The following is a 24,546-nucleotide window of genomic DNA, read 5'->3' as shown; positions in this document are numbered from 1 at the left end:
CCTTACTCGATCACCTGCAGCCAGCCTTTGCACTGCGTGCCGTTTGGCGTTGTAATCAGGTAGTAATATAGCCCGGTCGGTACATCTTTGCCCCAGTTGTTGGCGTAGTCATCGTCCTGGTAAATCCGGCGGCCCCAGCGGTTAAAAATTTCGAGCCTGGCCCCCGCAAACCCAATGTTGAATACGTCGTTCTTACCGTCGCCGTTGGGTGTAATCACGTTCGGAACGTTGTTCAGGTCTTCGTACGAAACCGGCAGCGACGTACTGAGCGCACAACCGTTACGGTAGGCAATCAGCGTAACCTGGTACTGGCCTGACTTCCCGAAGTAGTAGTTTTCAGGAATAGCGGTGCGCACCGTGTCGCCGTTGCCCATCACCCAGGCGTACCGGTCGGCGTTGCGGGTGTTGTTGGTAAACGTCAGCCGGGTTGGCTGCTGGCAGTCGCCGTTGGTCTGCACCGAAAAGCTGGGTTGAAATGACGCATCGGTCTGCACCGTAATGCTCCGGCGGGCCACGCAGCCAAACTCGTTGGTCAACTCAACGGTGTAGGTCGTTGTCTGTTTCGGAGCGGCTACCGGCGAGGCAATGGTAGTGCTGCTCAGGCCGTCAGCGGGTGTCCAGACGTACTTTGTGGCTCCGCTGGCTCGTAGCGTTACGGTGGCGTTGGGGCAGATCGTGGTGTCGCGGCTCACCTGAAAATTGGCGGGGCTGACCGTAACCGTCTGCTTCACCGAGTCTACGCGCAGGCAGGTGAGGGGGTTGTAAGCCCGTAACGTAACGGTATACTTTCCGGCCTTGTCGAAGGTGTAGTTCACCCGGCCCGTGTCGCTGGAAACCACTTTGCCGTCGACCAGCCACTCATACCGCCGACCACCGATGCTGGTGTTCTGAAACGATAGCGCCAGGGGCGTACAGCCCGTTACGACGCCTTTCTGGCTGCCCCGGTACGTATCAAAGTTGGCCTTCAGCCTATCAATGTCGAATTTGAACGCCAGGTTGTTGCAGTTGCTGCTTTGGTTGGTGCGCGACCAGGCGGTGGCCGTTGCCGGGAAGTTCGTGCCCATGCAGGCACAAACGGCCTGGTAAATAACGCCCTGTGGACTAAACCGCGACGTACCGCCGTCTACGTGGTCGCCCCGAGGGTTAGTCAAGCCCCCCATAAACGTAGCGTATAACAGACTTCTGGCTCCCTGCTCCAGAATGGCGATGTAAAAGTTGCTGCCGTTGGTAGTGCGCTGGTAGGCGTCGGGCGTAACGGGCAGGCCGGAGGTGCTGCTGGCCGAATTGTAGCCGTTCAGACTGTTGACCGCCCCGCCCCAGCCCGACAGGTAAATATTGCCACATTCGTTGACCAGCAGAGCCGTAGGGGAGATATCCGGACCAGACCGGCCGGAACCAACCACCGTCGAGAAGCGGGTGGTTTTTAAGTCCGTATCGAAGGCATGGATAAATTGACCGCTGCCTGCGTTCTGGTACGTCCCGGTCGTGACGGGGTAGCGGCCCTGGGTCAGGCCAAACACGTGCGGACTGCCGTCCGGGCCAATATCGATCAGATAAGCCGCATCTTCCCGGTCGGTACCTAGGTACGTCAGCCGCGTAAGCCGCTGGCTGTCAAACCGGGCTACAAATCCATTCGCCAGAAACTGAGAGACCTGAATGGGTCTGGCCTGGTAGGCGTCCGCACTGGCGGGCAGGTCGGAGCTGGTAGTAACGCCACAGACGTACAGGGAACCCGAAGGGGCCAGGCGTAAACCGTAGGCTTTGGTAGCCCCTCCGGAGCCACTGATCCGGTTGCCCCAGCGGAGCTGCGATAAGTCGGCGCTCAACTGAAAGACAACGGCTTCGGATAGGGAGCTGGTGCCGTCGGGCAGGGAGCGGGGCACCGGAAAGTCGTAGGATTCGGTCAAGCTGGCAACATACACATCATCGTCGGGGCCAACAATTACTTCACCCCGCAAATCATCGCCGTAGTTGCGTAGAAACATCCCGTCGGCTTCGGTATCCGACGATCGACGCGCGCCAATGCCGTCTTTTCTGGTGCCGCCCATAAACGTACTGGCTTTTAGCTGTTTGCCATCCGGGCTGAGTATGGATACGAACAAATCACTGCCGTTCGCAAAAACAATGCTGGTAGTTGTCGTAAATGAGAACGAAAAGGGTGTACCCAGCTGCGTTTTGGTTTGAAACGCGCCGGCTGTTACCGGGAAATCGGGCGAGGACGTAGTACCCATCATGACAAGGTCGCCCTTGTTGTTCACAATCACACTATGGGGCAGGTCGGCCGCCCGGCCACCGAGCAGGGTGGCATAAAGAAGTCTTGATCCATCGGGGCTGAATTTCAGTACGGATACATCCACCAAACCGCCAAAACTGACCTGAAACGCCCCGGTCTGCACCGGAAAATTGCTGCCGAATACCGAGCCGGCCGAGTACAGGTTGCCGTCTTTGTCGTACGTAGCGGTGTGCCCCCAGTTGTCGGAAACCGACCCTGAATAGCTTGAAAAAACCAGCTCCGGGTCGAGCGTGAGCTGCTGCGTACGGTCGTAGCCTTTGGGCAGCGAAAACTGGGCTACGTTGCCCGACAACTGCCAGGCTGCCGCCACTTCGGTGGCCCGGCCCTCGCGGCTGACGTAGCTGTACGGTTTGTTCTCGCTGAAGGATTGCACCGACGTATCAATAATCAGCCGCCCGTCGCTCAGCCGAACCGAGCTGGCTCCGTTGTAGCCTAGTTTGATCACCGACGGATCGGCACCCGGCTGAACGATAAATTCGTATTTCAAGGTCTGGTAATAGGCGTAGATCCGCAGGTCGATACCGGGGTAGATGTTCGGATATACCACCTCCCCAAAGGCCGGCGCGTCGCCAACCCACTGGTCGGGGTTCTTGCCCAGGAAATAGTTCAGGGTGGGGCCGGTCCGGTGGCGTCCTTCCGGCGCGCTGACCGACTGGCTGCCCACGAGGTCGACCGCTACGCCGTGGGCCCGGATGGTATCGCTCACCGGTACGCCTTTAGCATGGTGGTCAGCTACGGCCTTGCTGTCGTAAAATACGTAGTGCAGGCTGTGCTGCCTGAGAAACAGATACCCCCCCGGAATGTCGGCCCGGAACAGAACACCGGCCGGCCACTGCCCGCGATTCTGAACAAAAACGACGTTGGCAGCACAGCACGTTGAGGCAAGAAGGCAAATGAAAAGGAGTGGGTAAAAACGCAGCATAGCGTACGGGGTTATCTACCCAAATAACGTCAATTTGAGCAAAATAATACGTTATTTCCAGCGCGTTACGTCGAGAATATTAGGGCAGAAGTCGTATTCGTCCGGTACGTTGGAGCCAATCAGCAAAAGCTGGTCGGGGCTAAGCTGCCGGACCTGTTCGTGGTACCAGGCCGCACCCTGGCGGTCGAGGTTAGCCGTGGGCTCGTCGAGAATCACGACCGACGCGTCGGAGAAGAAAGCAAGCCCGAGTTTGACCCGCTGTTTCATGCCCGACGAGAAGTACTTGATCTCCTTATGCCGGGCGTGGGTGAGCAGCAGCCGGTCGGCAATCTGGTCGGGCGTGAGGCCGTGCTTGAACCGCTTGAATGTCTGATGAAACTGCAGCAGTTCGTTCAGGGTGAGTTCTTCGATGAGTTCCAGGTAGGGGGCCGCTACAACTACGTGCCGGAACCAGTCGTCCGGGTCGAGCGCCCGGCTGTCAACCCGGTACGTCAGGCTACCCTCCGTAGCGGGCAGGCTACCGGACAATAGCTGCAGTAAGGTGGATTTTCCGCTGCCGTTCGGGCCCACGAATGTATAGCTTGTACCGGCCGCCAGTTCGAGCGAAACACCCCGGAAAATCCATTCTTTCCGGTATTTTTTGCCTACCTGTTCGGCTACGATCTGCATGGGTGGACGGTAATCAGTTTACGGTTTTCGGAGCGCCGGCTGCCTGAAAAACGAGGCCTTAGTCCCGATCGGCGTTCGATGGGCCTTTCATGATACCGCGCTCCGAGCTGCGGATGAAGTTTACAATCTCATCGCGTTCGTCGGAGGGTGGCAGTTCGAGTTCAATCTGCGTCAGGGCATCCGCGTTGTTCAGGCCGCGCATGTATACGTAGCGGTAGATTTCCTGAATCTGGTTGATCTTGTCGTTGTCGAACCCGCGTCGACGCAGCCCAATCGAGTTGATGCCCGTGTACGACAGCGGTTCGCGGGCGGCTTTTGTAAACGGCGGCACATCCTTCCGAACCAGCGACCCCCCCGAAATCATGGCATGCGCGCCGATTTTCACCCACTGGTGTACCGAACTCGACCCGCCAATAATGGCCCAGTCGCCCATGTGTACGTGACCGGCCATCTGTACATTGTTAATGACCAAACAGTTGTTACCGATCCGGCAGTCGTGCGCTACGTGCGCATAGGCCATAATCAGGCAGTTCGCCCCGATCTCGGTTTTCCAGTGCTCTTCCGTACCCCGGCTGATGGTGGCATACTCCCGAATGGTCGTATTGTCGCCGATGAATGTGCGGGTGTATTCATCCTTGAATTTTAAATCCTGCGGAATAGACGAAATCACTGCCCCCGGATAAATGCGGCAGTTTTTGCCAATGCGAGCGCCCTCGTTAATTACGGCGTGTGAACCAATCCAAGTCCCCTCCTGAATTTCAACGTCTTTATGGATAATGGCAAACGGCTCAATAACAACGTTCTGCGCAATTTTAGCCTCCGGATGAATGTATGCTAATGGTTGAATCATCTTCTCGTTTTCAGTTTCAGTTTACGGTCTACAGGTTTCAGTGTTCGGGGTAGGTCGCCGTTCGGAGGCCTTATCAAAAACTGTAAACCGTAAACTGTAAACCGTAAACTATTTTTTCTTTACCAAACTTGCGATCATATCCGCTTCGCAGACTAACTGACCGCCGACGTAGCCGCGGCCCTGCATTTTCACGATGCCCCGCTTCATGGGTGAGGTGAACTCGCAGCGGAAGATGATCGTATCGCCCGGCACAACGTTCCGACGGAACCGGCAGTTTTCAATGCCGATCAGGTAGGGCCAGTAGTTTTCGGGGTCCGGTACGCTGCTCAGGACCAGAATACCACCCGTTTGCGCCATTGCTTCCAGCTGCATCACGCCGGGCATCACCGGATTGCCCGGAAAGTGCCCCATGAAATACTGTTCGTTCATGGTCACGTTCTTGATGCCAACGACGCTGTTTTCGTCCAGCGCGATGATCTTGTCGATCATCTGGAACGGATAGCGATGGGCCAGCAGGTTCGATATCTGGCTTATATCCAGAACGGGCGGCTGCTTTGGATCGTATTGCGGAACCTGGTTGGCTGCGTTTTTCTGAATCAGTTTCTTGATCTTCTTGGCAAACGCGACGTTGGCCGCATGGCCGGGCCGGGCCGCCAGAATCTGGGCCTTGATGGGCCGGCCGATCAGGGCCAGGTCGCCCACTACGTCGAGCAGCTTATGCCGGGCCATCTCGTTCGTAAAATGGAGCTCCGTCGTGTTCAGGATACCTTCCTTTCTGTTTACGCTGACCTTCGGCTTGTGCAGCAGTTCGGCCAGGTAATCCAGCTCGCCTTCGTTCACTTCGCGGTCGACGATCACGATGGCGTTGCTCAAGTCCCCACCTTTGATCAGGTTCTGCTTGTAAAGTGCCTCCAGTTCGTGCAGGAACACAAACGTCCGGCACATGGCGATCTGTTCGGGAAACTGGCTGATGTCGTTCAGGTACGCATGCTGGCTGCTGATAACCCGCGAGTTGTAGTCAACCATGACCGTGAGCCGGTAGTCGTTGAGCGGCAGGGCGGCCAGTTCGATGTCCTTGTCGGGATTGCGGTAGTGAACGTACTCGTTGACTTCGAAGTAGTTCCGGGTGGCATTCTGTTCTTCGATACCCGCATCGCGCAGGGCCTCGACGAACTGAATCGAGCTGCCGTCCATGATGGGCGGTTCGGGACCGTCGAGCTGGATCAGCACGTTGTCGATCTGTAGCCCTACCAGAGCGGCCAGGGTGTGCTCGACCGTATGAATGCGGGCTCCGCTCTGCTCAATGGTGGTGCCGCGCGAGAGATCGACTACATTATCGACGTCGGCATCAACGATGGGCTGGCCCTCCAGGTCAGTACGCTGAAACTTATAGCCATGATTGGTCGGAGCCGGCAGGAACGTCATAGTAGCCTGCACGCCCGTATGAAGCCCCACCCCCGAAACGGAAACGGCTTTCTGAATCGTCTGCTGCTTTGTATTCATTATGGTTGGTCGGCCAGTCGATTGGTCAGAAACAGGCAAAACGCTGCCTTCTGACGGGGTGATCTACCGGCTGTCTGACGTATCGTTAGTTTTTTTTTCCTGTTCAATCAGTCGCCGTTCAAGGTCGGGCAGGCGTCGGTAAATGGCCGTCGAACGCAGGTTATCCTTGAGATCGAAGGCCGGCGAGCCGCTGAGTTTAAGCCCCGGTTCCTGAATGGATTTAGAGATCCCCGACTGCGCACCGATGCTGGTATTGTTGGCAATGGTAATGTGCCCGACAATCCCAACCTGGCCCGCAATAATGCAGTTTTCGCCAATTTTAGTTGAGCCCGACACGCCGGTCTGGGCGGCAATGACCGTGTTGCGGCCAATTTCAACGTTATGGCCAATCTGAATGAGATTGTCCAGTTTAACGCCCTGGCGGATGATGGTTGACCCCATCGTGGCACAGTCGATCGTGGTGTTTGCACCGATGCTGACGAAGTCTTCCAGAACGACGTTGCCCAGCTGCGGAATGGTTTTATACGTACCATCCGGCTGGGGCGCAAAGCCAAAACCGTCGCTGCCGATTACGGCGTTGGGATGGATCGTGCAGTAGTGCCCGATCACGCAGTTGCTGAGAATCCGGACGCCGGTGTGAATGATGCTGTTGTCGCCGATACGCACGTTATCACCGATGTAAACGTGGGGGTAAATCTTGACGTTATGGCCGATGTGGCAGTTCCGTCCAACGTACGAAAAGGCACCCCGGTACACCTGTTCACCAAACTGAGCCCCATCACCGGCATACGAGGGCTGCTCCACGCCCACGCGGGCGTAGTTGAGCCGCTGGTGGTATTCTTCCAGCAGGCGCGTGAAGGCTGAATAGGAATTTTCTACAAAGATGAGAGCCGCCGACACCGGCTTTTTGGGCTGAAATGACCGGTCAACGATGACCGCCGACGCCTGGGTCGTGTAAAGATGCGGCTCATATTTGAGATTCGACAGAAACGAAATATCGCCTGGTCTGCCTTCTTCTATCTTCGCTAATTTGCTGATTGTTAGTGCGTCGTTTCCTTCTACCTCACCCCCTAGCAGCGTAGCAATCTGCTTGACTGTAAACTCCATATACGTATAACGGCCGTCGCAAAATGCCCTTGATTATCGGGCAATTTGGCCGCTAAGGTAGGTAACAAATTGCACTTTTTGGATAGAATGACCGAAAATAGTAGCCTAATAATTAAGCGATAAGTCTGTAAGGGGCAAGGGACTATACCAAACCGTCGTCCTGTCTTACAAGTCCGTACGGGTTGATCTCACCAACTGACCGATTTGCCGATCCCTTTCAGGTCTTTGGCCCAGCAGACGTAATACCGGCGAACGATGTTGGTCAGCACCTGAATGTTCGACAGGTCGGATGCGTCGGCAATGTCGATTACCTTCCCCGATTTAAGCTTGATGTTGATGCGGTCGCCGGAGGGCATATAGGCTGCGTTGGTGGCCTGCCCCTCAACCAGAAAGTACGACAGTTCATCGTCAGACAGGCCTGACCGATGCAGCTGGTCTTCCAGTTCGCGGACCAGCTCGCCGGCGAAGGGCTCCGTCGACAGCATGATTTTAAACAGCCGGCGGTTGAGCAGCATCTGGCTAACGGTCGACAGTACGGGGTCGTCGTGCAGACTCCACTGCTTGATGCACGACCAGATATCGTGATCGTCGAGCTGCGTAAACGCGTTCAGGTAGTTACGGTCCGACCGGAAGGCGTCCATCGTCACACTGTCGTGCAGAAACAGATAGAACGCGTCGGGTGCAAAGACCCGTTCGCCCTGCCGGATCAGGAAGCGGGCCCGGCGCAGAATCTGTACCAGCATCGACTCGCAGCAGATGGAAGTTTTGTGCAGATACACCTGCCAGTACATCAGCCGCCGGGCGTTCAGGAAATTTTCGATGCTGAGAACGCCCTTTTCTTCAACCACCAGCTGATCGTCGACCAGATCAAGCATTTTAATGATCCGGTCGGCCCCGATAGCCCCCTCCGCTACGCCCGTATAATAGCCGTCGCGGTTGAGGTAATCCATCCTATCCATGTCCAGCTGGCTTGAGGTCAGCTGGTGAAAAAAGGGGCGTTCGTACGTACCGTCGAACATGCGGATAGCCAGCGATAAGCGCCCATCGAACTGTTGATTCAGCTCATGCATGAGGATCAGCGAAATGTCCTCGTGCGATACGCTGTCGAGCAGGCAGCATTCGAGTACGTGGGAGAACGGCCCGTGACCGATGTCATGCAGCAGAATGGCAATCTGGGCGGCTTCGCATTCGGCGTCGCTGATGCGGTGGCCTTTGCTTTGGAGCGTCTGCATGGCCTGACCCATCAGGTGCATGGCCCCCAGTGCATGATGAAAACGAGTATGAAGCGCACCCGGGTAGATGTAGTCGGCCAGACCCATTTGCTTGATTCGCCGGAGCCGCTGAAAATACGGGTGTTCAACCAGGTCGAACAGTAGCTCAGTGGGGATGGTAATGAATCCGTAAACGGGATCGTTCAGGATTTTCTTCTTGTTGGGCGCTGACATCAGACAAAGATACCGGACTGGTGCACAGCATAAACACGTTTTTTAGCGAATATCCTTTACGACTGTGCAAAAAAATTGTAAATTCGCATCACTGAATTAAGAAATTAATTCGGTAAGGGCTTGTAGCTCAGTTGGTTAGAGCATCTGACTCATAATCAGGGGGTCCCTGGTTCGAGCCCAGGCTGGCCCACCCCAAAAAGGAACGACCTCCGCGCATCTTGTGTGGAGGTCGTTCCTTTTTAGTCTCTTACGTACTCAATCTCCTTAAGTTCAGCGTGCATTATGGATTTGTCATCCCGACGCCAGGAGCGGACTGCCGAAGCGGGGATCTTTGGGTGAGAATCTGTTTCCTTCCTATTACCAAAGATGCTTCCTTCGTCAGCATGACAAAAAGCGCCTGATAGTATGCCTTCGATTTACCTACACCGGATACTGCCATTCGCCCCGGTAGGCCCGGCTGAGGAGCTTGTTGGCTTCCGGATCGTTCAGAATTTTATCCCCGTCCCACTCGACGCTGCGGCCGAGCTTCAGCGACAGCATACCCAGCAGGGCCATGTTGGTTGAACGGTGACCGATTTCAATATCGCTGACGGGTCGCTTGCCGGTTTTGATCGAATCGAGGAAGTTGGCCCAGAGCTGCGCAATGTTCTGGTCGTCGGGCTGATTCAGTTTGGCGTCTTCGTGCAGCACCGGTTTGCTCGAATCGGCCGGGTAGAACGTCCAGCCGTCGAGCCAGCCCATGTGGAACGTACCCTCGGTGCCGTAGAAATAAACGCCGACGGCCTGTTTGGGGTGCGTTTTCTCTGCGTTGTTGCCCGCAAACTGCCGGTGTTCCCACACAACCGTGAAATCCTCAAACTCATACGTAGCGACCTGATGGTCGGGGGCATTGGTGTTGTCCTGGCGGATGGCCCGGCCACCGGTCGAGTACACTTTGCGCGGGTGCGTTTCGTCGGTCCACCACAGAATCTGGTCCAGCCAGTGAATCCCCCAGTCGCCGAGGGTGCCGTTGGCATAGTCCAGATACCCCCGGAAGCCCCGCGGGTGCATGGTTGGGTTATAGTCGTTCAGCGGAGCCGGCCCGCACCACATGTTCCAGTCCAGTTCTTTGGGCGGTTCGGTGTTGGCAACACGCTTACCCGGCCCGCCCCCGTAGTGAACGAACGCCCGCGCCATGCCGATCTTGCCGGCTTTGCCGGACTTCAGGAATTCCATGCCCGATACGTTGTGGGGCGAAATGCGCCGGTGCGTACCCACCTGGCAGACCTTACCGGTTTGCCGGGCCGTTTTGACCATGGCTTTGCCTTCGTTGATCGTATGACCAATCGGTTTCTCGACGTACACGTGCGCACCGGCCTGCATGGCGGCAATGGCGATGAGCGGATGCCAGTGGTCGGGCGTGGCTACGATGACGATCTCCGGCTTTTCGGTAGCCAGCAGCTCGCGGAAGTCTTTGTAGAGCTTTGGTCGGTCGCTGGTAAACTTCGCCACTTCATCGTTGGCTTTCTGGAGCTGCCGCTGATCCACGTCGCAGAGGGCCACAACTTTCGATTCGCCGGCCTGCATGGCACACCGCAGGATATTGGTGCCCCACCAGCCGGAGCCGATCAGGGCGGTACGGTATTTCTGCGGTGGGCGACGGGTGATAAACGGCGTAATGGCCGATGCGTCTGTTACCAGCGTTGTGCCGGCAAGGGCTAAGGCAGAGGTTTTCAGGAATTCGGAACGATTCATGGCAATGACAAACGGAGCGGTTGTCTGCAAAAAAGTTTACCTGGCCTTCGCTTTACTCAACACCCGCAGCAAATTGCCGCCCCAGATCTTGCGAATGTCGTCTTCGGAGTACCTCCGGCGGAGCAGTTCGACGGTCAGATTCTCGATCTGGCTGACATCTTCAAGCCCGTTGACGCCCCCGCCCCCGTCGAAGTCGCTGCCAATGCCGACGTGATCGATACCGGCGATTTTTACGATGTGGTCAATGTGGTCGACAATATCCGACAGGCTGGCCCGCTCGGACGCGTACACCTTGGATACCGAGTCGCTCTGGGCGGCAATGCGGGCTTCCAGGGCCGGCGTCATGTCTCTGCCGACCCGCGCCATGCGAATCTTCGTTTTGGCGGCCCGGTGCGCGTCCGATGGTTTGCGGAGGTAATCACTCACGAAATTTACCTGCACAACGCCCCCCTTGGCCGCAATGGCCCGGATCATCTCGTCGGTCATGTTGCGGGGGAAATCGCACAACGCCCGGCTGTTCGAGTGCGACGCAATGACGGGGGCTTTCGACAGGGCCAGGGCGTCGTAGAAGGTCTTGTCGGCTACGTGCGACACGTCGATCAGGATGCCGAGCCGGTTCATTTCAACGACTACCTTTTTCCCAAATTCGCTCAGGCCGTTGTGCAGCGGACCATCGGGATCGGTCGAGGAGTCGCCGATGAGGTTATTGGCAAAGTGCGTCAGCGTCACGTAGCGGCAGCCCAGGTCATAGTATGTTTTCAGCATCGACAGATCGTCGCCGATGGGGTATCCGTTTTCCATGCCGATGAACACGGCCCGTTTGCCGGCCTTTTCAATGCGGTAGGCATCGGCCGGGGTGGTGGCCAGCTCGGCCTGATCGGCATGCTTTTTGAGTGCTTCGTGGATAAGCTCAAACTGCCGGAGCGCCGATGCCTTGGCGTTGGCGTGGCCCTCGGGGGTGCGTGGCCCCTGCGACGTATAGACGGCAAAAAACATGGCGTCCATACTACCCTGCTTCATGCGTGGAAAGTCGATCTGCGACTGGTCGCGTTTGGTGTCGTGGGCCATACCGACGTCAAACCCCGGCTTCTGCATCATAATCGGGGCATCGGCGTGGGTATCGAGCGTCAGCACCCGCTGGTGAATCTGACGGGCTTTTTGCAGCAGAGGATCATCCTGCACCGGACGCAGGGACGTACCGGTGAGCAGGCCGAGAAAAAGGAGCGACTGGGGTATTATCTTCATCAGCGTATATGGAAACCAACTGAAAACTACAGAATACAACCGCGAATGCCAAACTTTCCGAACAAACACCCCGTTATGTGGCTAACTTTGGCGAGTGATTGAATGATGAAGTTGTTGAATGATTGAATTGGTTTGCGATCGACATAATCCATCATTCAAGAATTCTATCATTCAATAATTCAACCAGTTTTTCTAATGGCCGTTGTACCGTATAAAGATAAATCCACCAGCAAGCGCGAGCAGGTGGCCGAGATGTTCGACAAGATCTCGCCCAAATACGACCTGCTGAACCACGTATTGAGTGGCGGTATCGACATTCTCTGGCGTAAAAAAGCCATTCGGCAACTGAAGCCGTATGCCCCCGGGACCATCCTCGACATCGCCACCGGAACCGGCGATTTTGCTCTCGAAGCGCTGGCCCTGAAACCGAAAAGAATCGTCGGGGTCGATATTTCGGAAGGAATGCTGTCTATCGGGCGGGAGAAGATGAAGAAGCGCGGGGTGGACCAGATTATCGAAATGCGGTCGGGCGATTCGGAACGATTGCCGTTTACAGACAATGAATTCGATGCTGTCATCGTTTCGTTTGGTGTGCGGAACTTCGAAAATCTGCTGAAGGGCCTCACCGATATGCACCGCGTGACCCGTGCAGGGGGTGTATGTCTGGTACTGGAATTTTCGAATCCGCGTCAGTTTCCGTTTAAACAAGTGTACCGTTTTTATTCCCGAACCATTCTGCCGCTCATTGGACGCGTAGTCAGCAAGGACTCATCGGCGTATACGTACCTGCCCGAATCGGTACAGGCGTTCCCCGACGGTCCGGACTTCCTGCGTATTTTTGAAGCGGCCGGATTCACAAACACTCAATGGATACCGCTTACTTTCGGCGTTGCGTCAATCTACATCGGTCAAAAGTCGCAGTAACGGCGCTCGTCTGGGTGTTGTTCAGTGGCCACTCGTTCGCCCAGGAATACAAATACATCCGTAAGCACCTCGAACGCTACGACGACAAGGTCATTCACTACGGTTTTTTCTTTGCCGCCCCCGTTACGCGGTTCAGCGTTCGGTACAGTCCGGCGTTCGTAACGGCCCGGGATTCGGCCTATCGGATCTATTCGCCCAACAAAGCGAGTTTCCGGGTGGGGTTTGTGATCAATACGTTTGTGAACGACCGGTTCGACCTGCGCCTGACCCCCGCCGTATCGCTCTACAGCCGCGAGGTACTCTACGACTATCCCGGCGGAACCCAGCGCAAAGAAGTCCGCGAATCGACCTGGCTGGATTTTCCGCTGCTGCTCAAATACAAGTCCGAGCGACGGAACAACAGCCGGATGTACCTGCTGGGTGGGGGCTCGTTTGCTATTGAGACCAACGTCCGCCGGAGCGACCAGGGCACCAGCCGGCTCAGTACGGGTACGATGGACTTCGCGGTTGAGTACGGGGTTGGCTTCGAGCAGTTTTTCGAGTTCTTCAAATTTGCGCCCGAACTCCGCTTTTCGCACGGCCTGGTGAATCTGTACCGGCCGGGCAACAACGCGGCCAGCGTAGGCATCAGTAAGCTGACGACGCACGCCGTAACGCTCTATCTGAATTTCGAGTAAAGAGCGTATTGGCTATCAATTGCTTATAAATTATTTCACTTTTTTTCAGGGATTTGCTTGCAAAAAGGCGTTTGCACCCCCTATATTTGCAGTCCCAAACGACAACGGTCAGGCGGGGTAAAAATAAAGAAAGGGAGTTTAGCTCAGTTGGTTCAGAGCATCTGCCTTACAAGCAGAGGGTCGGGGGTTCGAATCCCTCAACTCCCACTAGTGAAAATCAAAGGGTTACGACATAAAACATCGTAACCCTTTTTCATTGGTGTACATTTTGGTGTACAAAAGTCGGTTGGATACTCTACGTGCTCCTACTTCTTACCTCGTGCGCCTAATGACTTACTTGCTTCTGGGCGTTTATAATGTTTTTGCTTACCTTACTGAGTGTAAGCGCTATGCCGGGTCTATTCCTGCCCTAAACCACCATACACGCCATGACAACATGGCGCTGGGTCGATCCCGCCGGTGCCAGGATCGACCCATCCGGCAGATCTGCTGACCTCATCGGTAGGCCGACCCACACGCTATCTTTCAACAAAACTGGTATCTGGCGAACTGGCTTCTATGTCATTCTTAGGGAATCACACAAAATTTTTTAACGAAATAAACTACACTTTCTAAGAAAAGCCTAGCAATTTTTTTTAATGGTCTGATGGCCATTACCACCTTGGCTAATGCGGGACCAATATGCCAATAAAAGAATATGAATTGCCTACCCCCCCAGCTATTTACCAAAACTTTGTCCCGGAAATATCGTAAAAAAACCACATCTGGGTGGCTAGCATCACCATATGTCGCGGTGGCGACAAAACACATTCCACCGGTTTTGCTCTCAATTCGCATCCTACCGGCTCCTGTTTTGATTTCCGAAGATAATTTGTGGCGTGTGGTAAAATCTTTTTTGTCAAGATTGCTAAATGCTTCAATGTGATCCTCTAGTGCCTGCCTTCCTGATTTATAGTCAAAATTTTGCTCCCGAGCCTTCACCTCAAGTCTAAGCGCCTCCTCGGCTGCCTTTGCCATAAGATTCTGAATTTGCTCTTGACTTAAGTTGCTTAGAGATTGGTCTATTAAGCTACCGGGCTTTAGACTGTTCGGTTGATTGATTATATCTCTTTTGTTCTGGTGGGAGGGTAGGTTTTCCTTATGCTCACCGCCCTGATTAGTATTCATAATTGCTTTTTTTTCAGATGCAGAAAAAATATAAAAACATGTAGTATAAATCGTAATCCACTCGTAAAGAGTGGAAGTTTGTTAATGATACTAGCAAAGGTCTGTCCATTAGTATAATACCAAACAATGAATTTCCTTCCCAGACTAGAATGAAGTAGGGCAGTGTCACGCCAATATCTTAACATTTCAACTTCTCGACTCTCTGAGCCGAAGCATACGGTTGCTACAAAGCATTTCGACTGTTCGTATACAGTTACGTGTAGAACTCCCCTTGGCATTTCAACGGAATAGCTTGCGGTGTTGACCTGCCCTGACAAAACTGCACTTTTTAATAACTCCAGGTCTCTGATTGCATTCGCCCTGATTATATCATTTTCTCTCTTTTCTGCTTCTGCAAGCATAGCGCGAGCCGCGGTAATATCATCATCGTAGAGCCACTTAGCTGCACTTAATAGAGCATCAGGAAGATATGCAAGGCTTTCATTGTAATCCATTGCCTTAATTTTATCCTCTAACTCTGAAAACTGCCGGATGGGGTCCTTTGAGTTAATCCGTACACTTTGATGGTGTTTAGCTCTCTTGTATTTTTCTAGAACAATTTGAAGCAACGAATACCTCTGTTGAGAGGAAAGATATGGCGGTACAAGTTCTACTAGCCTTTCCATTGTCTGACCAGACAGATTGGTTGTATAATTTTTCCACTTAGGAAAAGTCTTTCTAGCGTACTCTTCCGCTGCCTCTCCATAGATTGTTCCATAATCATCAAACAATTCATCCAAAGCGTCCCTTTCTAGTTCAAAGAATGATTGCTTTATTCTGGGTATAACATCCCCGAATATTTTGATTAAACGGTTGTACTTAGGGATACTCGCAGACCTACCAGACCAACCCCGGTACCGTCTTTTTTTATAGCGGCGATATGCCATTCTTGTATAGCAAATTAGTTATATAATGACATTAAACTAACTTAGTGCCCATCTGCTACCATGATTTTCCCTGCGCCATCAAAGTCTAAAAGAAACTACATTTATCATTAGGTTACTGAAAGTAATTTGGGGACAAATTCTTTTAATTACGAGACACTCAAGGTTAATAAAGAGAAAATTGTGTATACGGTATACGGAAGCCTTTGGTAATAACCCTTACAGTTTACTCCCCGCAAGGCAAAACTGAATTTAATGGTAACCCTGTAGCTGAAAACAGAAAGCCCCCCACCGAACGGCCGAATAAAGGAAATCCCAATACGGTTAGTAACTCAGGACAAAGATAAACCAACCGACTGTTACCTACTTGCCCTATGCCCCTCAACCGACTACCCGGCAGCTCCCCAATTTAAAAACCGCAATCCTCTAAACGGAAGACAAAAGGCGGGAATCATTCAGGACCCATAACGGCCCCGATCCATTGAGCCGGGGGGCATTTAAAAACAGTTTTATACCTGGGGGGCGCAATACTATAGCCCCGGCCTACTCTCGGGCGCATAATTATTTAAAGGGATCCCTTTTCTGGCAGGAAGGTAAGCCATAGGGGGGGGGTAGTTTTCGGCTCAGCCAGATAGTACCGGTCTTTTACAGGTACGGGGTACTTGTGCTGTCTCGGCTTCGGTACGTTTTGCGGGCGGTGTAAAATATGCTACTTATGTTTTACCTTGCAGTTACTTAACATAACGTTAGATTATACAATAGAAAAAAGGGGTTGGCGTTAAGCAGGTAGATTCTTACACTGATGAATCAGCCTTTACGCTTTTTAATTCTTAACGGGTTACTAACTAGTCTTTGGGCCTGTATGGAGATCCGCTCTGTTTCTCCCTCGCCAGATTCACCCAGACCCAGTACTCAACCACCAATCACCACGCCTAGATGTCCTGAGTTGGAAAAGAAAATACTTGGGTCGTGGAAATGCACGACCACTCGTTTGCTCAACCCTCGTGGAGGAAGCACAAACTATTCAGGACGTATAACCCTCAACGCGGATAAGACACTAGCAGATCCGGATACGTTGTTGGGTTATAAAATTGAGGATGAGTTGGTAATTAGAAGAGAATACGAACTGATTGGTGATTCGCTTATGCTTTTTGTGGCAGACCGATTAGAACGACAGGTAGGTATCATTATGAGGCTTCAAGCTGATCAGTGTGATAACCCAAAGTTTGTTAGGACTGTTAGCGGTGGCGTGGTCACTGAACTAACTCGGTAAAGAGTAGTGGCTAGCTGCATTATTATTGGTAAGAACACTTCGATTAACATAATCGCAGTGGCTGTTGCAAAAGTCGATACGCGCTTACGGTAGCTCGGTGAACCGGCCATTTTCAGTTGGTCAGTTTCCAAAAATTGGCGGGCGGATCGACTTTTGCAACAGCCACCGCACTTATACAACAGGCCGACTCTAGTTTAGCTGAATAACTCAACGACATGAAACGAGTACTTTTAGCCTGGCTATGCATCAGCTTAGCAACAAAGGCGCTGTTCGCCCAACCAGGCAACTATGACATTGCTGTAAGCTACGGATTCTATAAAGCTCCTAGTTATAAGCAGGCAGTCAATAAGACGTTTCTAGCTGCTGATTTTGACTACCACATAGCAAAACGTTGGACTATCTCATCCGGCTTTGTAGGTGGTCAATTTACGTACTTTGAAGATTGGCGAAGTAACGCTTTCACTTACAAATCTGCGACAAATGCTAAGGGATATGAGTCACATCTGTACTTAACCTTATTGTACTCTATAATTCAGTCTGATAAGCTCTCTATACAAGTTGGATCTGGTGCAGGCTTATTCACACAAAGATTGAAGTACCCATATGCTGCTCCCTCAAGCGGTGGAGCACCTAGTCAATATGGGGGGCAAGTGTTTACTGCTGAAGAATCCTTTAGTCTCTTCGAACTGCCACTTAGAATTGATGGCTTTTACATGCTGAATCGTCGTGTTGGAGCAGGATTAAAGGCGGGTACTTTTTTACAACTGAATCGACCTGCATCAGGTACTTATTTCGGACCTCAACTACGGGTACGTTTGTGACTTTTCCGGTTTAGGTACCAAGCTCAAAAGCTCCTTACTTCTAGATAATTTTTCATAACATAAGATTAGTTATACATCTCATCTAAAAAACGTACAAATATTGGCATACCGGCTTTCTTGTCTTTTTACTGGATGCCCAATCCACAAACGATGAATTTTGCCTCAAACGGCAACCCCCAGTATTGACAACCGGCAATACTTTCTGTTTAGCAAATAGCGTGAGTGTATAAACGTATTGACAGTAAGCAATACTGTTGGTAGGTGTGAGGCTTAATCTGGAGTTCGTTCGGACTTAGTTCGTATTTCGGACGAAGGTTAAAGGCTGCTTCTACATCGCTTGGTAGTTGCTTCCGCATTTTTACCAGGCGTTTGTTGGGTCTGGGGTGGTAGCCCTCCCCTTGTCCTGACTACCTCGACTGTGTTGCCGTTGTCACACAAAATCAGTATCTTACTATCAATCAACAAACTGTTTTCCAGCCAGCTAGACCAATGGCCGCGCGCGTTTCACAATTCCACAAGACGGACCCCTTTAAGGCCAGCCGTAAGCAGAACACAACTACCCTTCCCGCCTTTACACCATCGCCCTACCATCAGAACCTAATTGCAAGGGGGCTTTCCCCAACCGCCCTACGGGTGTTTTACCTGCTGGTGGCCCGCATGGAGCCAGACGGATCGGTAACAGCCCCTACAAAGGAGCTATCGGAGCTAATGGGGTCCCCCTGCTCGTACATCAATTCGGGCGTCTTGCAGCTTGTCAAGCATGGTTTTGTAGCCCGGCGCGGGTTAGGTACATACTGGGTGAACGGTGAGGTGGTCAGGCCGGTTACTATCGGGGTATAGATATAATAAACCCCACAGCCGACCATTGGCAAACTGTGGGGTAAGCGGGTACTGTTAACTACTGCTTCTTTGCCAGTTCAATCTTTATCAGGTCGATCAATAGACCATGCAGGGCGTAGTAGGTAGTGTGCCCCTCCTGCAAATCCGGTTCATCACCTACCTTTAAGGTCGTCGGGTGATACTCGGAGACGAACGACCAGAACATACGCTCAAGCCAGTCGATAGCCTCAACGGGAGAAACCAGCTCACGGAAGTTTTTAACGGCGGTTTCGGGAGTGGTTTGCTCAGTCATGGCTCACTCCTTTCTTCGCCAGCATGAGCGCGATAGATTGGTGAGCGATTGTGTACACCCAAAGTAATTGCCTGCGGTGGTCGGGTGTTTCGCACCATTGAGACAAACCCTCGGCCATTAGTTGCAGCCAAACCAGCAGGTGGTCTGGCAAGTCCCTGTCAGTGTTTAGGATAGTAAATTCAGCGAATTGCTGAAGGCTGTCCGCGAGTAGCGTCGAGTCATAGAAGAACGCGGGCGCACTTGACCCGTTGGCTACATCCGAGTAGCTTTGTAAGGTGTTCATTTGTTTGATTGGTTTAAAGGTGAACACAACCCCGGCGCTACCTTACCACAGTCTAGTGTCGGGGCTTTTTTTTGCCTACCTCCCCGGCCTGGCTGTATTAACCGCCCGCTTCGATAGACAGTCAAATATAGGCTTTTTATCGTTTATGTCAATAAAATTTGATATAAATATTTCTTATTTCTTTTTATCTAGTAGCTCTTCTAATCTTTTCATCAGGTCTGCACTAACATACGCCTGTTTGCCGGACAAAATGCGCGATAGTGTAGATGAAGTTATGCCTAACTGCTGGGCGATGTACGCTTTTTTCAGGCCGGTTTCTTCAATCTTTTTTTGTAGACTCTTCATAAGGCTGAAAGTTTTTACAAATATGTCAATTTTTATTGCGCTAAGTGCCAGTTACCTAGTCAACGGTTTGGTTGGGAGTGGATATGCGTTGCAAAATCCCCTGTCTGGTGGTATATTGAGGAGTACCCTGAAGCTTCATCAACCATGTTTTTTCCTCCTCCGACTCGGCCTCCCGGTTCGCGCTTACTCTTTCAGACACAACCAATAGCAGCCGCTTCCTCAACGGCGACAAACCGGCCTATTAATCCCTTTCAGGTCCAACAGAACCGGCAGGCTTATGTAGGGCAACTCTTTGAGGATCGACAATCGCAAGTCAGACCGACCACCTACATAGCTCCGGTAGTCAGGCAGGCATTCGCCAAAGCGCAGAGCCGAAAGGAGTGGGAGGACAAAGCCCTTGATATTGCCGACAAAGCGTCTTTAACTCTACCTATTCCCTATGTAGGCGAAACCGTGGGGGTGCTGGGGACGGGCGTAGCCGCTGGCATTCGTGGTGTTAAAAGCATACGCGATGCTCGGGCGGGGGATTACCCCTCAGCCGCTACAAACCTATTTTTAGGCGTTGGAAATACTGTGGGCGTCGGCTGGATGCTGCGCAATCTAAACAAAACGCGAACCCTCAATCAGCTTGCCCGCAAACCTGTGTTTGCCAATACCCCGGCGCAGGCTGAAGCCGATGCGGGCGCAGAGTGGACTAAGAATTGGTTTAGGGATCGGGCCAATGCGTCAAGGGGTGGTTTAACACCCGCCGACGCCCGATATGCGGATGCTATCAAACGCCCGGTTGTTCTCGATTCCTCAACCTGGCGGCAGATCGGGAAACCGGAAACAACCGGAGTTTATTATTCTGGCCTCGATATATCTCTTATTAAGCCCAACACGGGGCAAATTGGTAACTCCGCAGCGCACGAAGCCACACACCAATTTCAATATGCCATACCCGAGGGGACTGGGGCGCGCCTTAATTTGTTTGATGGCGCAAAAAGGGTTTATGAACGAAACGACAGCTTTTGGAATTACTGGACCCAACCAAAAGAAATGCACGCCCGGCTAATGGAGCTTCGCCGGGATTTGGGTTATAAGCCTACTGACATCATTACTAAGGAGCGTCTTGTAAATGACTTACGGGGGAGGCAAACCGTATACGGTAGAAATTTTTACTGGAATTGGCCGGATCGGGTGGTCGACTGGCTTAACAATGCTCCGTCTGTTGCGCTACCTGTTGCCGGGGCGGGGGTTATCGGAGCAGGAGCATACCCCGCACAACCGGCTCCTCGTATGTTTAAAAAAGGCGGGGTTACAGATCGACCAACCTACTCGAATGTAAAAACCCGGCTCTTTGCCATTGGTGGAATGACCGACGATCCGCCGACGACCAGTCCGAACTACCGTCCGTGGGTGCGTAATATAATTGGCTCGTTTAATGCCGGTAGGTTACGGCGGTTACAGGAAAGCTACAAGACAGCCCCAACACCCGGCTTAAAGGCGTTGTACCTCCAGCAAATTACCGAGCTATCCGGCGTTGATCCATTCGCCCCTAAAGTCATCTTACCAACACCTGCGCCAAAGTCGTTTTTGCCTGGTGTAATGGGTAGCAGTGAGGTTATACCCAACCTGCTTAGAACAATTCCAGCGCCGACGTCCCCTGTTACTGCAAGCCGCTCAGTATTACCGGCAAGTACTAAACCGCAGTCGGCTTTGCCAGCCTTACCGCCGATTACTATAAACCCCGTTGTGGGTAATTCGCTGGCCAATCCCTCTATGTCCGATCTAACAGCGACCCGACCTACGATCACAACGCCTGGATTGAAAAACAAGCAGCCGGTTAACCACCTCAGTACGGACTTGACCCGGCGTGTACCTGGGCTGCTAGCGGATGTATCAGCCATGAAGCCAGTTCAACCGCAAGCTCCCCCACTACCTGACTGGTCGGCATTGGGCACCACAGCCGCCAACGTCGGAAAGATCATCGGCGGGGGACTACTGGCCTCCCGGCCCCTTCCGACGTATGAAACCTCGCAGTTATTCCGCGACTACCAGCGGGAAGCTACGGCCCGGCGCAACGAAGGCTACTCACCCGAGGAACTGAACACCCTCAACAATACGGTCACCAGCAACTACCGGGCGGGGGTGAATACGCTCTCTAACCTGATGGGTGGAGGTAGCAACCCCGGCGCGGTACTCTCGGGATTAAACAGTCTGGGTATGCAACGGCAGGCGGCTACGCAATCGGTGTTATCGGGAGATCGGGCAATACGTCGGCAGAATATGGGCTTGTTCGGTCAGGTAGCACTAGGTGACCTTAATTTAGGCCGTCAACTGTTTGAGGACAAATTGCAACGGGCTTACGGCGCTCAGCAATCTGGAGTAGCCCTCGCGCAGTCTGGGCTAAAGGATTTGCAGGATAACCGCACTTATGACATGGTTTATGGGCCGAATGGTTTTGGCCGGAAGTATCAGGAATTGTTAATCGCCAAAGAGCAGAAGGCGGCAGAAGTTGAGGAAGCGACTAAACAGTTCTGGCTTAATCAGGCTAAGCGGTTGGATAGTGCACCAACGGGCGGCCAATCTACGGCTCTGCCTCCACTGTAGTTACCCTTAGACTCACCGGCTGCAATGCTATATGCTGAGGATTCGGTTAAGTGCAACCAAGCGGCTAAGAAGGACCAATAGCCCTTATACATTGATTTAGTTTTCAGGATACGCGGTAGTTATTCAATGGCCTGATGCACTGCATCAGGCCATTATTGTAAGCGACACACTCACCTTTTCTAACGTACTCCTATACATAGCTGAAACCTTAAATAATTCAGTTATGCAAAAGCCAATAGGCACAAAAGCCCGGACAGGCGAGGAATGTCCAGAGAGTGGCGTATGGAAGGTAGTTAGTACACCCTCTACCACCGCCCCTATAGCAAAGGGTAATCGAATGCCTCCTTACAACGGATCGGCCGTAACCTGGGAGTTAATCCGTTACGCCTAATCAGGTCATAGCACATCCTGTCTGGGGTGTGCTATTTTCATTTGTGTGCACTTCTATTTTGTAATTCACCGACTCTGTTCGCAACTCGACCGCCTATTACTGCACTCTGGCGAAAACTGTTACCCCGCCCTTCTGTCGAAAGCTACCTTCGTTCAGTTATTCAACCAAACCAACACAAACCCATGAACTTTGTACTAACCGAGGAGCAGTTTGGGCAAATCATTGCCATGAGGGAGGAGATTGGCGCTTTACGCGAGGAGATGCGCCGTCAATCGCAGGAGAACCTGGAGCTGAGGGTAAACCTGCAACAGTTTACGGTCGATAAAGTCGCGGCTCTACTGGACGTATCCGAAAGGACGGTGCATAACTGGACGAAGCCCGACAAGAAAGGCCGGATAAAGCTCGTCGGCTGGAAGCTCGATGGCGTCCTGCGCTTTTCCGGGGCGTCGATTATGGAGCTGACCCGGCAGTATAAGATAGACCTTTCAACCAAAAAGGTTGAGGAGTTTCTGGATGGGATGCCCCGGAAGGGTAAATACGCTAGGGTGCAATCGGTGAACGGTACCAATTTAATCCAAGCTTAATGCCTTAGTTCGGTTGGCGAAATAGCTTCGCAAAAACATCCACTCATAATGGATGTACGGTGGAATACCCAATGACCTGACGTAATGCGTTGGGTCATTTTTGTTGATTGGCAGCTACTGGTTCCGCTAATACATAACTGTTGGGGTACTACCTCTCAGTTGATTTTAAGGCCATTGCTTCAGCTTTGTTGTAGCTTGAAGTCAACATTTTCAAGCATTAGGTTATGCAAATTAAGATTGAGATTGACTTAATAGATAATAACGTCCGCTACCGTCAGCAATGCACTAAAGACGTTGATGCCGATAGCAGCGAAAAGATTGCGACAGCAGCCCAGGTGTTGATTGCCCAGATTTATAGTATTCTAAAGACGAATGAGCCGCCAGCAGTCCACGAGGAGCCCTATTCGGTAGATGCCTGAGCGTTTAGGCCTTTGGTGTAAAAAGCGTAAGTTTGTCGGGTCGCCACCTAGCTGGTTTCAGCTTGTTGGTGTGGATAGAATTGTGAAAGCCTGACCTTGCTGATGTCAGGCTTTTTTTGTTATCAAAAACGGACAATGATAAACCCCGCGACCAGCCACATGGCGGGGTGATGGTTGCTTTTGCGCTTTTTTCCGCCTTCCAATACCATAGGTTCCCCACCCAGCTTATTGCCGCTTAATTATTCTTTTTTGCGAATTAATGTACTTTAACGAGTTTTCTAAGATTTACAATCTTCCCCTTCTCCTGTATGCAGATGAAGTTATAAGACCATTAAATCACAAAAAAATATTTATTAATTGATAAACGGTTAATAACTTTGGCTTTGAATTTGATCAAAATGTGCTACGGCGGGGCTAAGATTTTATTTGGCTACGCTGGTGAACACTTAGGTTTTAAAAATAAAGACGGAGACCATTTTTACAGTTACGTAAACTATTTGTTTCCTATCTTTCTTGCCTTTGCAGAATACATCGTTAGGACAATGATTCAACAACCCTCATTGTCTTTTTGGCAGCCTGGAATTGCTAGTGCCGCTATGGGGCTACTATTAGGTAATCTCAAGCCAAAGCAAGCTAAGCTTAGCGAAAAGATTCAGAAGGCAATGAAAAAGGAACATAGTCAACTTTTAGATGTTACGTACACACAAGATGGTAAGATAATTCGTTTATCATGGGTGGCTATAGTTGTGCAGTTGGTGATATGGTGCTGGGTTTGCACTTTAAACAACACAAAAGCCATTGAGCCATTCTGCTCAGATTTGGAGGACGAGTGCATCTCGGTAGTGTGTTATGTGTTTTCAGTCGCTTTAGTCCAAAAAAAGGAAACCTCAGTATGAAAGGTGTCATTGAAGAAATAATGAAAGACCCTGGCCCGCTTGTGTGGTCTTTGGTCGTGCTCCCCTTGGCGGTTGCCACAAACTTGATGCTCGTAAAATTGCTTGGTCGTTACCTTACAAAGAACAGAAAGCTTATCATTGAGTTGGGAGTAAAAGCGCAAGGAGGAAAAAAGCGGGTGAAAATTTCTGTTGATCCAAAATCCTCGACGGAGGAGGTACGCCAAGAGATCAGGAAGGCTCTGGCTGAGGCTTAAAGCCACAAAGGGGCAGGGTATTGTGGCTGTGTTTCGATAGTCCCCCTGCAAAAAATTGCACTAACCCTTGGCTCTCGGGGTTTGGAAAAACTACCAA

At 51.9% G+C, this 24,546-nt stretch carries 22 protein-coding genes and 2 tRNA genes; 11 read left to right on the top strand and 13 right to left on the bottom strand.

Features of this window, described 5'->3' with window-relative positions:
• Positions 1-2: 2 nt before the first annotated feature.
• The 6 genes from DYU11_RS01720 to DYU11_RS01695 all read right to left on the bottom strand — a co-directional run bounded on the left by DYU11_RS01720 (position 3) and on the right by DYU11_RS01695 (position 8,789).
• The gene (locus tag DYU11_RS01720; RefSeq protein ID WP_119665912.1) at positions 3-3,215 is read right to left on the bottom strand and encodes a DUF7948 domain-containing protein; all 3,213 of its coding nucleotides are present in this window, start codon (positions 3,213-3,215) and stop codon (positions 3-5) included.
• Positions 3,216-3,266: 51 nt separating this feature from the next.
• Positions 3,267-3,884, bottom strand: a complete 618-nt coding sequence (locus DYU11_RS01715; RefSeq protein WP_119665911.1) for an ABC transporter ATP-binding protein — start codon at positions 3,882-3,884, stop codon at positions 3,267-3,269.
• A 58-nt stretch (positions 3,885-3,942) separates the two neighbouring features.
• On the bottom strand, positions 3,943-4,734 hold the full coding sequence (gene lpxA / locus DYU11_RS01710) for an acyl-ACP--UDP-N-acetylglucosamine O-acyltransferase (RefSeq protein ID WP_119665910.1): 792 nt from the start codon (positions 4,732-4,734) through the stop codon (positions 3,943-3,945).
• Between the two features lie 108 nt (positions 4,735-4,842).
• The gene (locus DYU11_RS01705) at positions 4,843-6,237 is read right to left on the bottom strand and encodes a bifunctional UDP-3-O-[3-hydroxymyristoyl] N-acetylglucosamine deacetylase/3-hydroxyacyl-ACP dehydratase (RefSeq protein WP_119665909.1); all 1,395 of its coding nucleotides are present in this window, start codon (positions 6,235-6,237) and stop codon (positions 4,843-4,845) included.
• Positions 6,238-6,300: 63 nt separating this feature from the next.
• Positions 6,301-7,344, bottom strand: coding sequence for a UDP-3-O-(3-hydroxymyristoyl)glucosamine N-acyltransferase (gene lpxD, locus DYU11_RS01700; protein WP_119665908.1), 1,044 nt, complete (start codon positions 7,342-7,344; stop codon positions 6,301-6,303).
• 188 nt (positions 7,345-7,532) lie between these two features.
• Entirely contained in the window at positions 7,533-8,789 is a 1,257-nt protein-coding gene (locus tag DYU11_RS01695) for an HD domain-containing protein (protein ID WP_119665907.1), read from the bottom strand.
• A 116-nt stretch (positions 8,790-8,905) separates the two neighbouring features.
• Between DYU11_RS01695 and DYU11_RS01690 the strand changes: the two genes are divergently transcribed.
• Positions 8,906-8,979, top strand: a tRNA-Ile gene (locus tag DYU11_RS01690).
• 230 nt (positions 8,980-9,209) lie between these two features.
• Here the strand turns inward: DYU11_RS01690 and DYU11_RS01685 are convergent.
• On the bottom strand, positions 9,210-10,523 hold the full coding sequence (locus DYU11_RS01685; RefSeq protein ID WP_119665906.1) for a Gfo/Idh/MocA family protein: 1,314 nt from the start codon (positions 10,521-10,523) through the stop codon (positions 9,210-9,212).
• Between the two features lie 36 nt (positions 10,524-10,559).
• Positions 10,560-11,768, bottom strand: coding sequence for a dipeptidase (locus tag DYU11_RS01680; protein WP_119665905.1), 1,209 nt, complete (start codon positions 11,766-11,768; stop codon positions 10,560-10,562).
• Positions 11,769-11,963: 195 nt separating this feature from the next.
• Here DYU11_RS01680 and ubiE point away from each other — a divergent pair, with 195 nt between their 5' ends.
• The 3 genes from ubiE to DYU11_RS01665 all read left to right on the top strand — a co-directional run bounded on the left by ubiE (position 11,964) and on the right by DYU11_RS01665 (position 13,576).
• Positions 11,964-12,692: a bifunctional demethylmenaquinone methyltransferase/2-methoxy-6-polyprenyl-1,4-benzoquinol methylase UbiE gene (gene ubiE / locus DYU11_RS01675; RefSeq protein WP_119665904.1), complete on the top strand. Its 729-nt coding sequence runs from the start codon at positions 11,964-11,966 to the stop codon at positions 12,690-12,692.
• The gene (gene porT, locus DYU11_RS01670; protein WP_119665903.1) at positions 12,635-13,369 is read left to right on the top strand and encodes a type IX secretion/gliding motility protein PorT/SprT; all 735 of its coding nucleotides are present in this window, start codon (positions 12,635-12,637) and stop codon (positions 13,367-13,369) included. The genes ubiE and porT overlap by 58 nt, the downstream gene beginning before the upstream one ends.
• A 132-nt stretch (positions 13,370-13,501) precedes the next feature.
• Positions 13,502-13,576 (top strand) — tRNA-Val (locus tag DYU11_RS01665).
• Between the two features lie 360 nt (positions 13,577-13,936).
• Here DYU11_RS01665 and DYU11_RS01660 read toward each other — a convergent pair.
• Together DYU11_RS01660 and DYU11_RS01655 are read right to left on the bottom strand one after the other, a co-directional pair.
• Positions 13,937-14,536 (bottom strand): CFI-box extended C-terminal domain-containing protein, encoded by a 600-nt coding sequence (locus DYU11_RS01660; RefSeq protein ID WP_119665902.1) that lies wholly within the window; start codon positions 14,534-14,536, stop codon positions 13,937-13,939.
• Positions 14,533-15,462: a CFI-box extended C-terminal domain-containing protein gene (locus tag DYU11_RS01655; protein ID WP_119665901.1), complete on the bottom strand. Its 930-nt coding sequence runs from the start codon at positions 15,460-15,462 to the stop codon at positions 14,533-14,535. Before DYU11_RS01655 ends, DYU11_RS01660 begins: the two co-directional genes overlap by 4 nt.
• A 1,485-nt stretch (positions 15,463-16,947) precedes the next feature.
• On the opposite strand from DYU11_RS01655, the gene DYU11_RS01645 reads away from it, so the two are divergent.
• Together DYU11_RS01645 and DYU11_RS01640 are read left to right on the top strand one after the other, a co-directional pair.
• Positions 16,948-17,553, top strand: coding sequence for a hypothetical protein (locus DYU11_RS01645; protein WP_119665899.1), 606 nt, complete (start codon positions 16,948-16,950; stop codon positions 17,551-17,553).
• Between the two features lie 489 nt (positions 17,554-18,042).
• Positions 18,043-18,393 (top strand): hypothetical protein, encoded by a 351-nt coding sequence (locus tag DYU11_RS01640; protein ID WP_119665898.1) that lies wholly within the window; start codon positions 18,043-18,045, stop codon positions 18,391-18,393.
• Positions 18,394-18,451: 58 nt separating this feature from the next.
• Here the strand turns inward: DYU11_RS01640 and DYU11_RS01635 are convergent, their stop codons facing one another.
• The 3 genes from DYU11_RS01635 to DYU11_RS01625 all read right to left on the bottom strand — a co-directional run bounded on the left by DYU11_RS01635 (position 18,452) and on the right by DYU11_RS01625 (position 19,313).
• Positions 18,452-18,685: a hypothetical protein gene (locus tag DYU11_RS01635; protein ID WP_119665897.1), complete on the bottom strand. Its 234-nt coding sequence runs from the start codon at positions 18,683-18,685 to the stop codon at positions 18,452-18,454.
• Positions 18,678-18,968 (bottom strand): hypothetical protein, encoded by a 291-nt coding sequence (locus DYU11_RS01630; protein ID WP_119665896.1) that lies wholly within the window; start codon positions 18,966-18,968, stop codon positions 18,678-18,680. Before DYU11_RS01630 ends, DYU11_RS01635 begins: the two co-directional genes overlap by 8 nt.
• A 174-nt stretch (positions 18,969-19,142) precedes the next feature.
• A complete protein-coding gene (locus DYU11_RS01625) occupies positions 19,143-19,313 on the bottom strand; it encodes a helix-turn-helix domain-containing protein (protein WP_119665895.1) in 171 nt (56 codons plus the stop codon).
• Between the two features lie 144 nt (positions 19,314-19,457).
• Between DYU11_RS01625 and DYU11_RS01620 the strand changes: the two genes are divergently transcribed.
• The 5 genes from DYU11_RS01620 to DYU11_RS01600 all read left to right on the top strand — a co-directional run bounded on the left by DYU11_RS01620 (position 19,458) and on the right by DYU11_RS01600 (position 24,449).
• On the top strand, positions 19,458-21,905 hold the full coding sequence (locus DYU11_RS01620; protein ID WP_119665894.1) for a hypothetical protein: 2,448 nt from the start codon (positions 19,458-19,460) through the stop codon (positions 21,903-21,905).
• 573 nt (positions 21,906-22,478) lie between these two features.
• A complete protein-coding gene (locus DYU11_RS01615; protein WP_119665893.1) occupies positions 22,479-22,880 on the top strand; it encodes a helix-turn-helix domain-containing protein in 402 nt (133 codons plus the stop codon).
• Between the two features lie 224 nt (positions 22,881-23,104).
• Complete coding sequence (locus tag DYU11_RS01610; protein ID WP_119665892.1) at positions 23,105-23,299, top strand: hypothetical protein; 195 nt, start codon at positions 23,105-23,107, stop codon at positions 23,297-23,299.
• Between the two features lie 377 nt (positions 23,300-23,676).
• Positions 23,677-24,195 carry a hypothetical protein gene (locus tag DYU11_RS01605; protein WP_119665891.1) on the top strand — a complete coding sequence of 173 codons (519 nt, stop codon included), beginning with the start codon at positions 23,677-23,679 and terminating at the stop codon, positions 24,193-24,195.
• Positions 24,192-24,449: a hypothetical protein gene (locus tag DYU11_RS01600; RefSeq protein WP_119665890.1), complete on the top strand. Its 258-nt coding sequence runs from the start codon at positions 24,192-24,194 to the stop codon at positions 24,447-24,449. The genes DYU11_RS01605 and DYU11_RS01600 overlap by 4 nt, the downstream gene beginning before the upstream one ends.
• The last annotated feature ends 97 nt before the right edge of the window (positions 24,450-24,546 follow it).

Origin of the sequence: Fibrisoma montanum, from assembly GCF_003583365.1 — a bacterium.
Classification (GTDB): domain Bacteria; phylum Bacteroidota; class Bacteroidia; order Cytophagales; family Spirosomataceae; genus Fibrisoma; species Fibrisoma montanum.
The sequence above is the reverse complement of the archived record's forward strand: the minus strand, read 5'-3'. Positions and strand labels throughout refer to the sequence as shown.

Excerpts from the sequence above, each read along its gene's own strand:
- DYU11_RS01720 (WP_119665912.1), bottom strand. The coding sequence starts at position 3,215 with ATGCTGCGTTTTTACCCACTCCTTTTCATTTGCCTTCTTGCCTCAACG.
- DYU11_RS01715 (WP_119665911.1), bottom strand. The coding sequence starts at position 3,884 with ATGCAGATCGTAGCCGAACAGGTAGGCAAAAAATACCGGAAAGAATGG.
- lpxA (WP_119665910.1), bottom strand. The coding sequence starts at position 4,734 with ATGATTCAACCATTAGCATACATTCATCCGGAGGCTAAAATTGCGCAG.
- DYU11_RS01705 (WP_119665909.1), bottom strand. The coding sequence starts at position 6,237 with ATGAATACAAAGCAGCAGACGATTCAGAAAGCCGTTTCCGTTTCGGGG.
- lpxD (WP_119665908.1), bottom strand. The coding sequence starts at position 7,344 with ATGGAGTTTACAGTCAAGCAGATTGCTACGCTGCTAGGGGGTGAGGTA.
- DYU11_RS01695 (WP_119665907.1), bottom strand. The coding sequence starts at position 8,789 with ATGTCAGCGCCCAACAAGAAGAAAATCCTGAACGATCCCGTTTACGGA.
- DYU11_RS01685 (WP_119665906.1), bottom strand. The coding sequence starts at position 10,523 with ATGAATCGTTCCGAATTCCTGAAAACCTCTGCCTTAGCCCTTGCCGGC.
- DYU11_RS01680 (WP_119665905.1), bottom strand. The coding sequence starts at position 11,768 with ATGAAGATAATACCCCAGTCGCTCCTTTTTCTCGGCCTGCTCACCGGT.
- ubiE (WP_119665904.1), top strand. The coding sequence starts at position 11,964 with ATGGCCGTTGTACCGTATAAAGATAAATCCACCAGCAAGCGCGAGCAG.
- porT (WP_119665903.1), top strand. The coding sequence starts at position 12,635 with ATGGATACCGCTTACTTTCGGCGTTGCGTCAATCTACATCGGTCAAAA.
- DYU11_RS01660 (WP_119665902.1), bottom strand. The coding sequence starts at position 14,536 with ATGAATACTAATCAGGGCGGTGAGCATAAGGAAAACCTACCCTCCCAC.
- DYU11_RS01655 (WP_119665901.1), bottom strand. The coding sequence starts at position 15,462 with ATGGCATATCGCCGCTATAAAAAAAGACGGTACCGGGGTTGGTCTGGT.
- DYU11_RS01645 (WP_119665899.1), top strand. The coding sequence starts at position 16,948 with ATGAAACGAGTACTTTTAGCCTGGCTATGCATCAGCTTAGCAACAAAG.
- DYU11_RS01640 (WP_119665898.1), top strand. The coding sequence starts at position 18,043 with ATGGCCGCGCGCGTTTCACAATTCCACAAGACGGACCCCTTTAAGGCC.
- DYU11_RS01635 (WP_119665897.1), bottom strand. The coding sequence starts at position 18,685 with ATGACTGAGCAAACCACTCCCGAAACCGCCGTTAAAAACTTCCGTGAG.
- DYU11_RS01630 (WP_119665896.1), bottom strand. The coding sequence starts at position 18,968 with ATGAACACCTTACAAAGCTACTCGGATGTAGCCAACGGGTCAAGTGCG.
- DYU11_RS01625 (WP_119665895.1), bottom strand. The coding sequence starts at position 19,313 with ATGAAGAGTCTACAAAAAAAGATTGAAGAAACCGGCCTGAAAAAAGCG.
- DYU11_RS01620 (WP_119665894.1), top strand. The coding sequence starts at position 19,458 with ATGTTTTTTCCTCCTCCGACTCGGCCTCCCGGTTCGCGCTTACTCTTT.
- DYU11_RS01615 (WP_119665893.1), top strand. The coding sequence starts at position 22,479 with ATGAACTTTGTACTAACCGAGGAGCAGTTTGGGCAAATCATTGCCATG.
- DYU11_RS01610 (WP_119665892.1), top strand. The coding sequence starts at position 23,105 with ATGCAAATTAAGATTGAGATTGACTTAATAGATAATAACGTCCGCTAC.
- DYU11_RS01600 (WP_119665890.1), top strand. The coding sequence starts at position 24,192 with ATGAAAGGTGTCATTGAAGAAATAATGAAAGACCCTGGCCCGCTTGTG.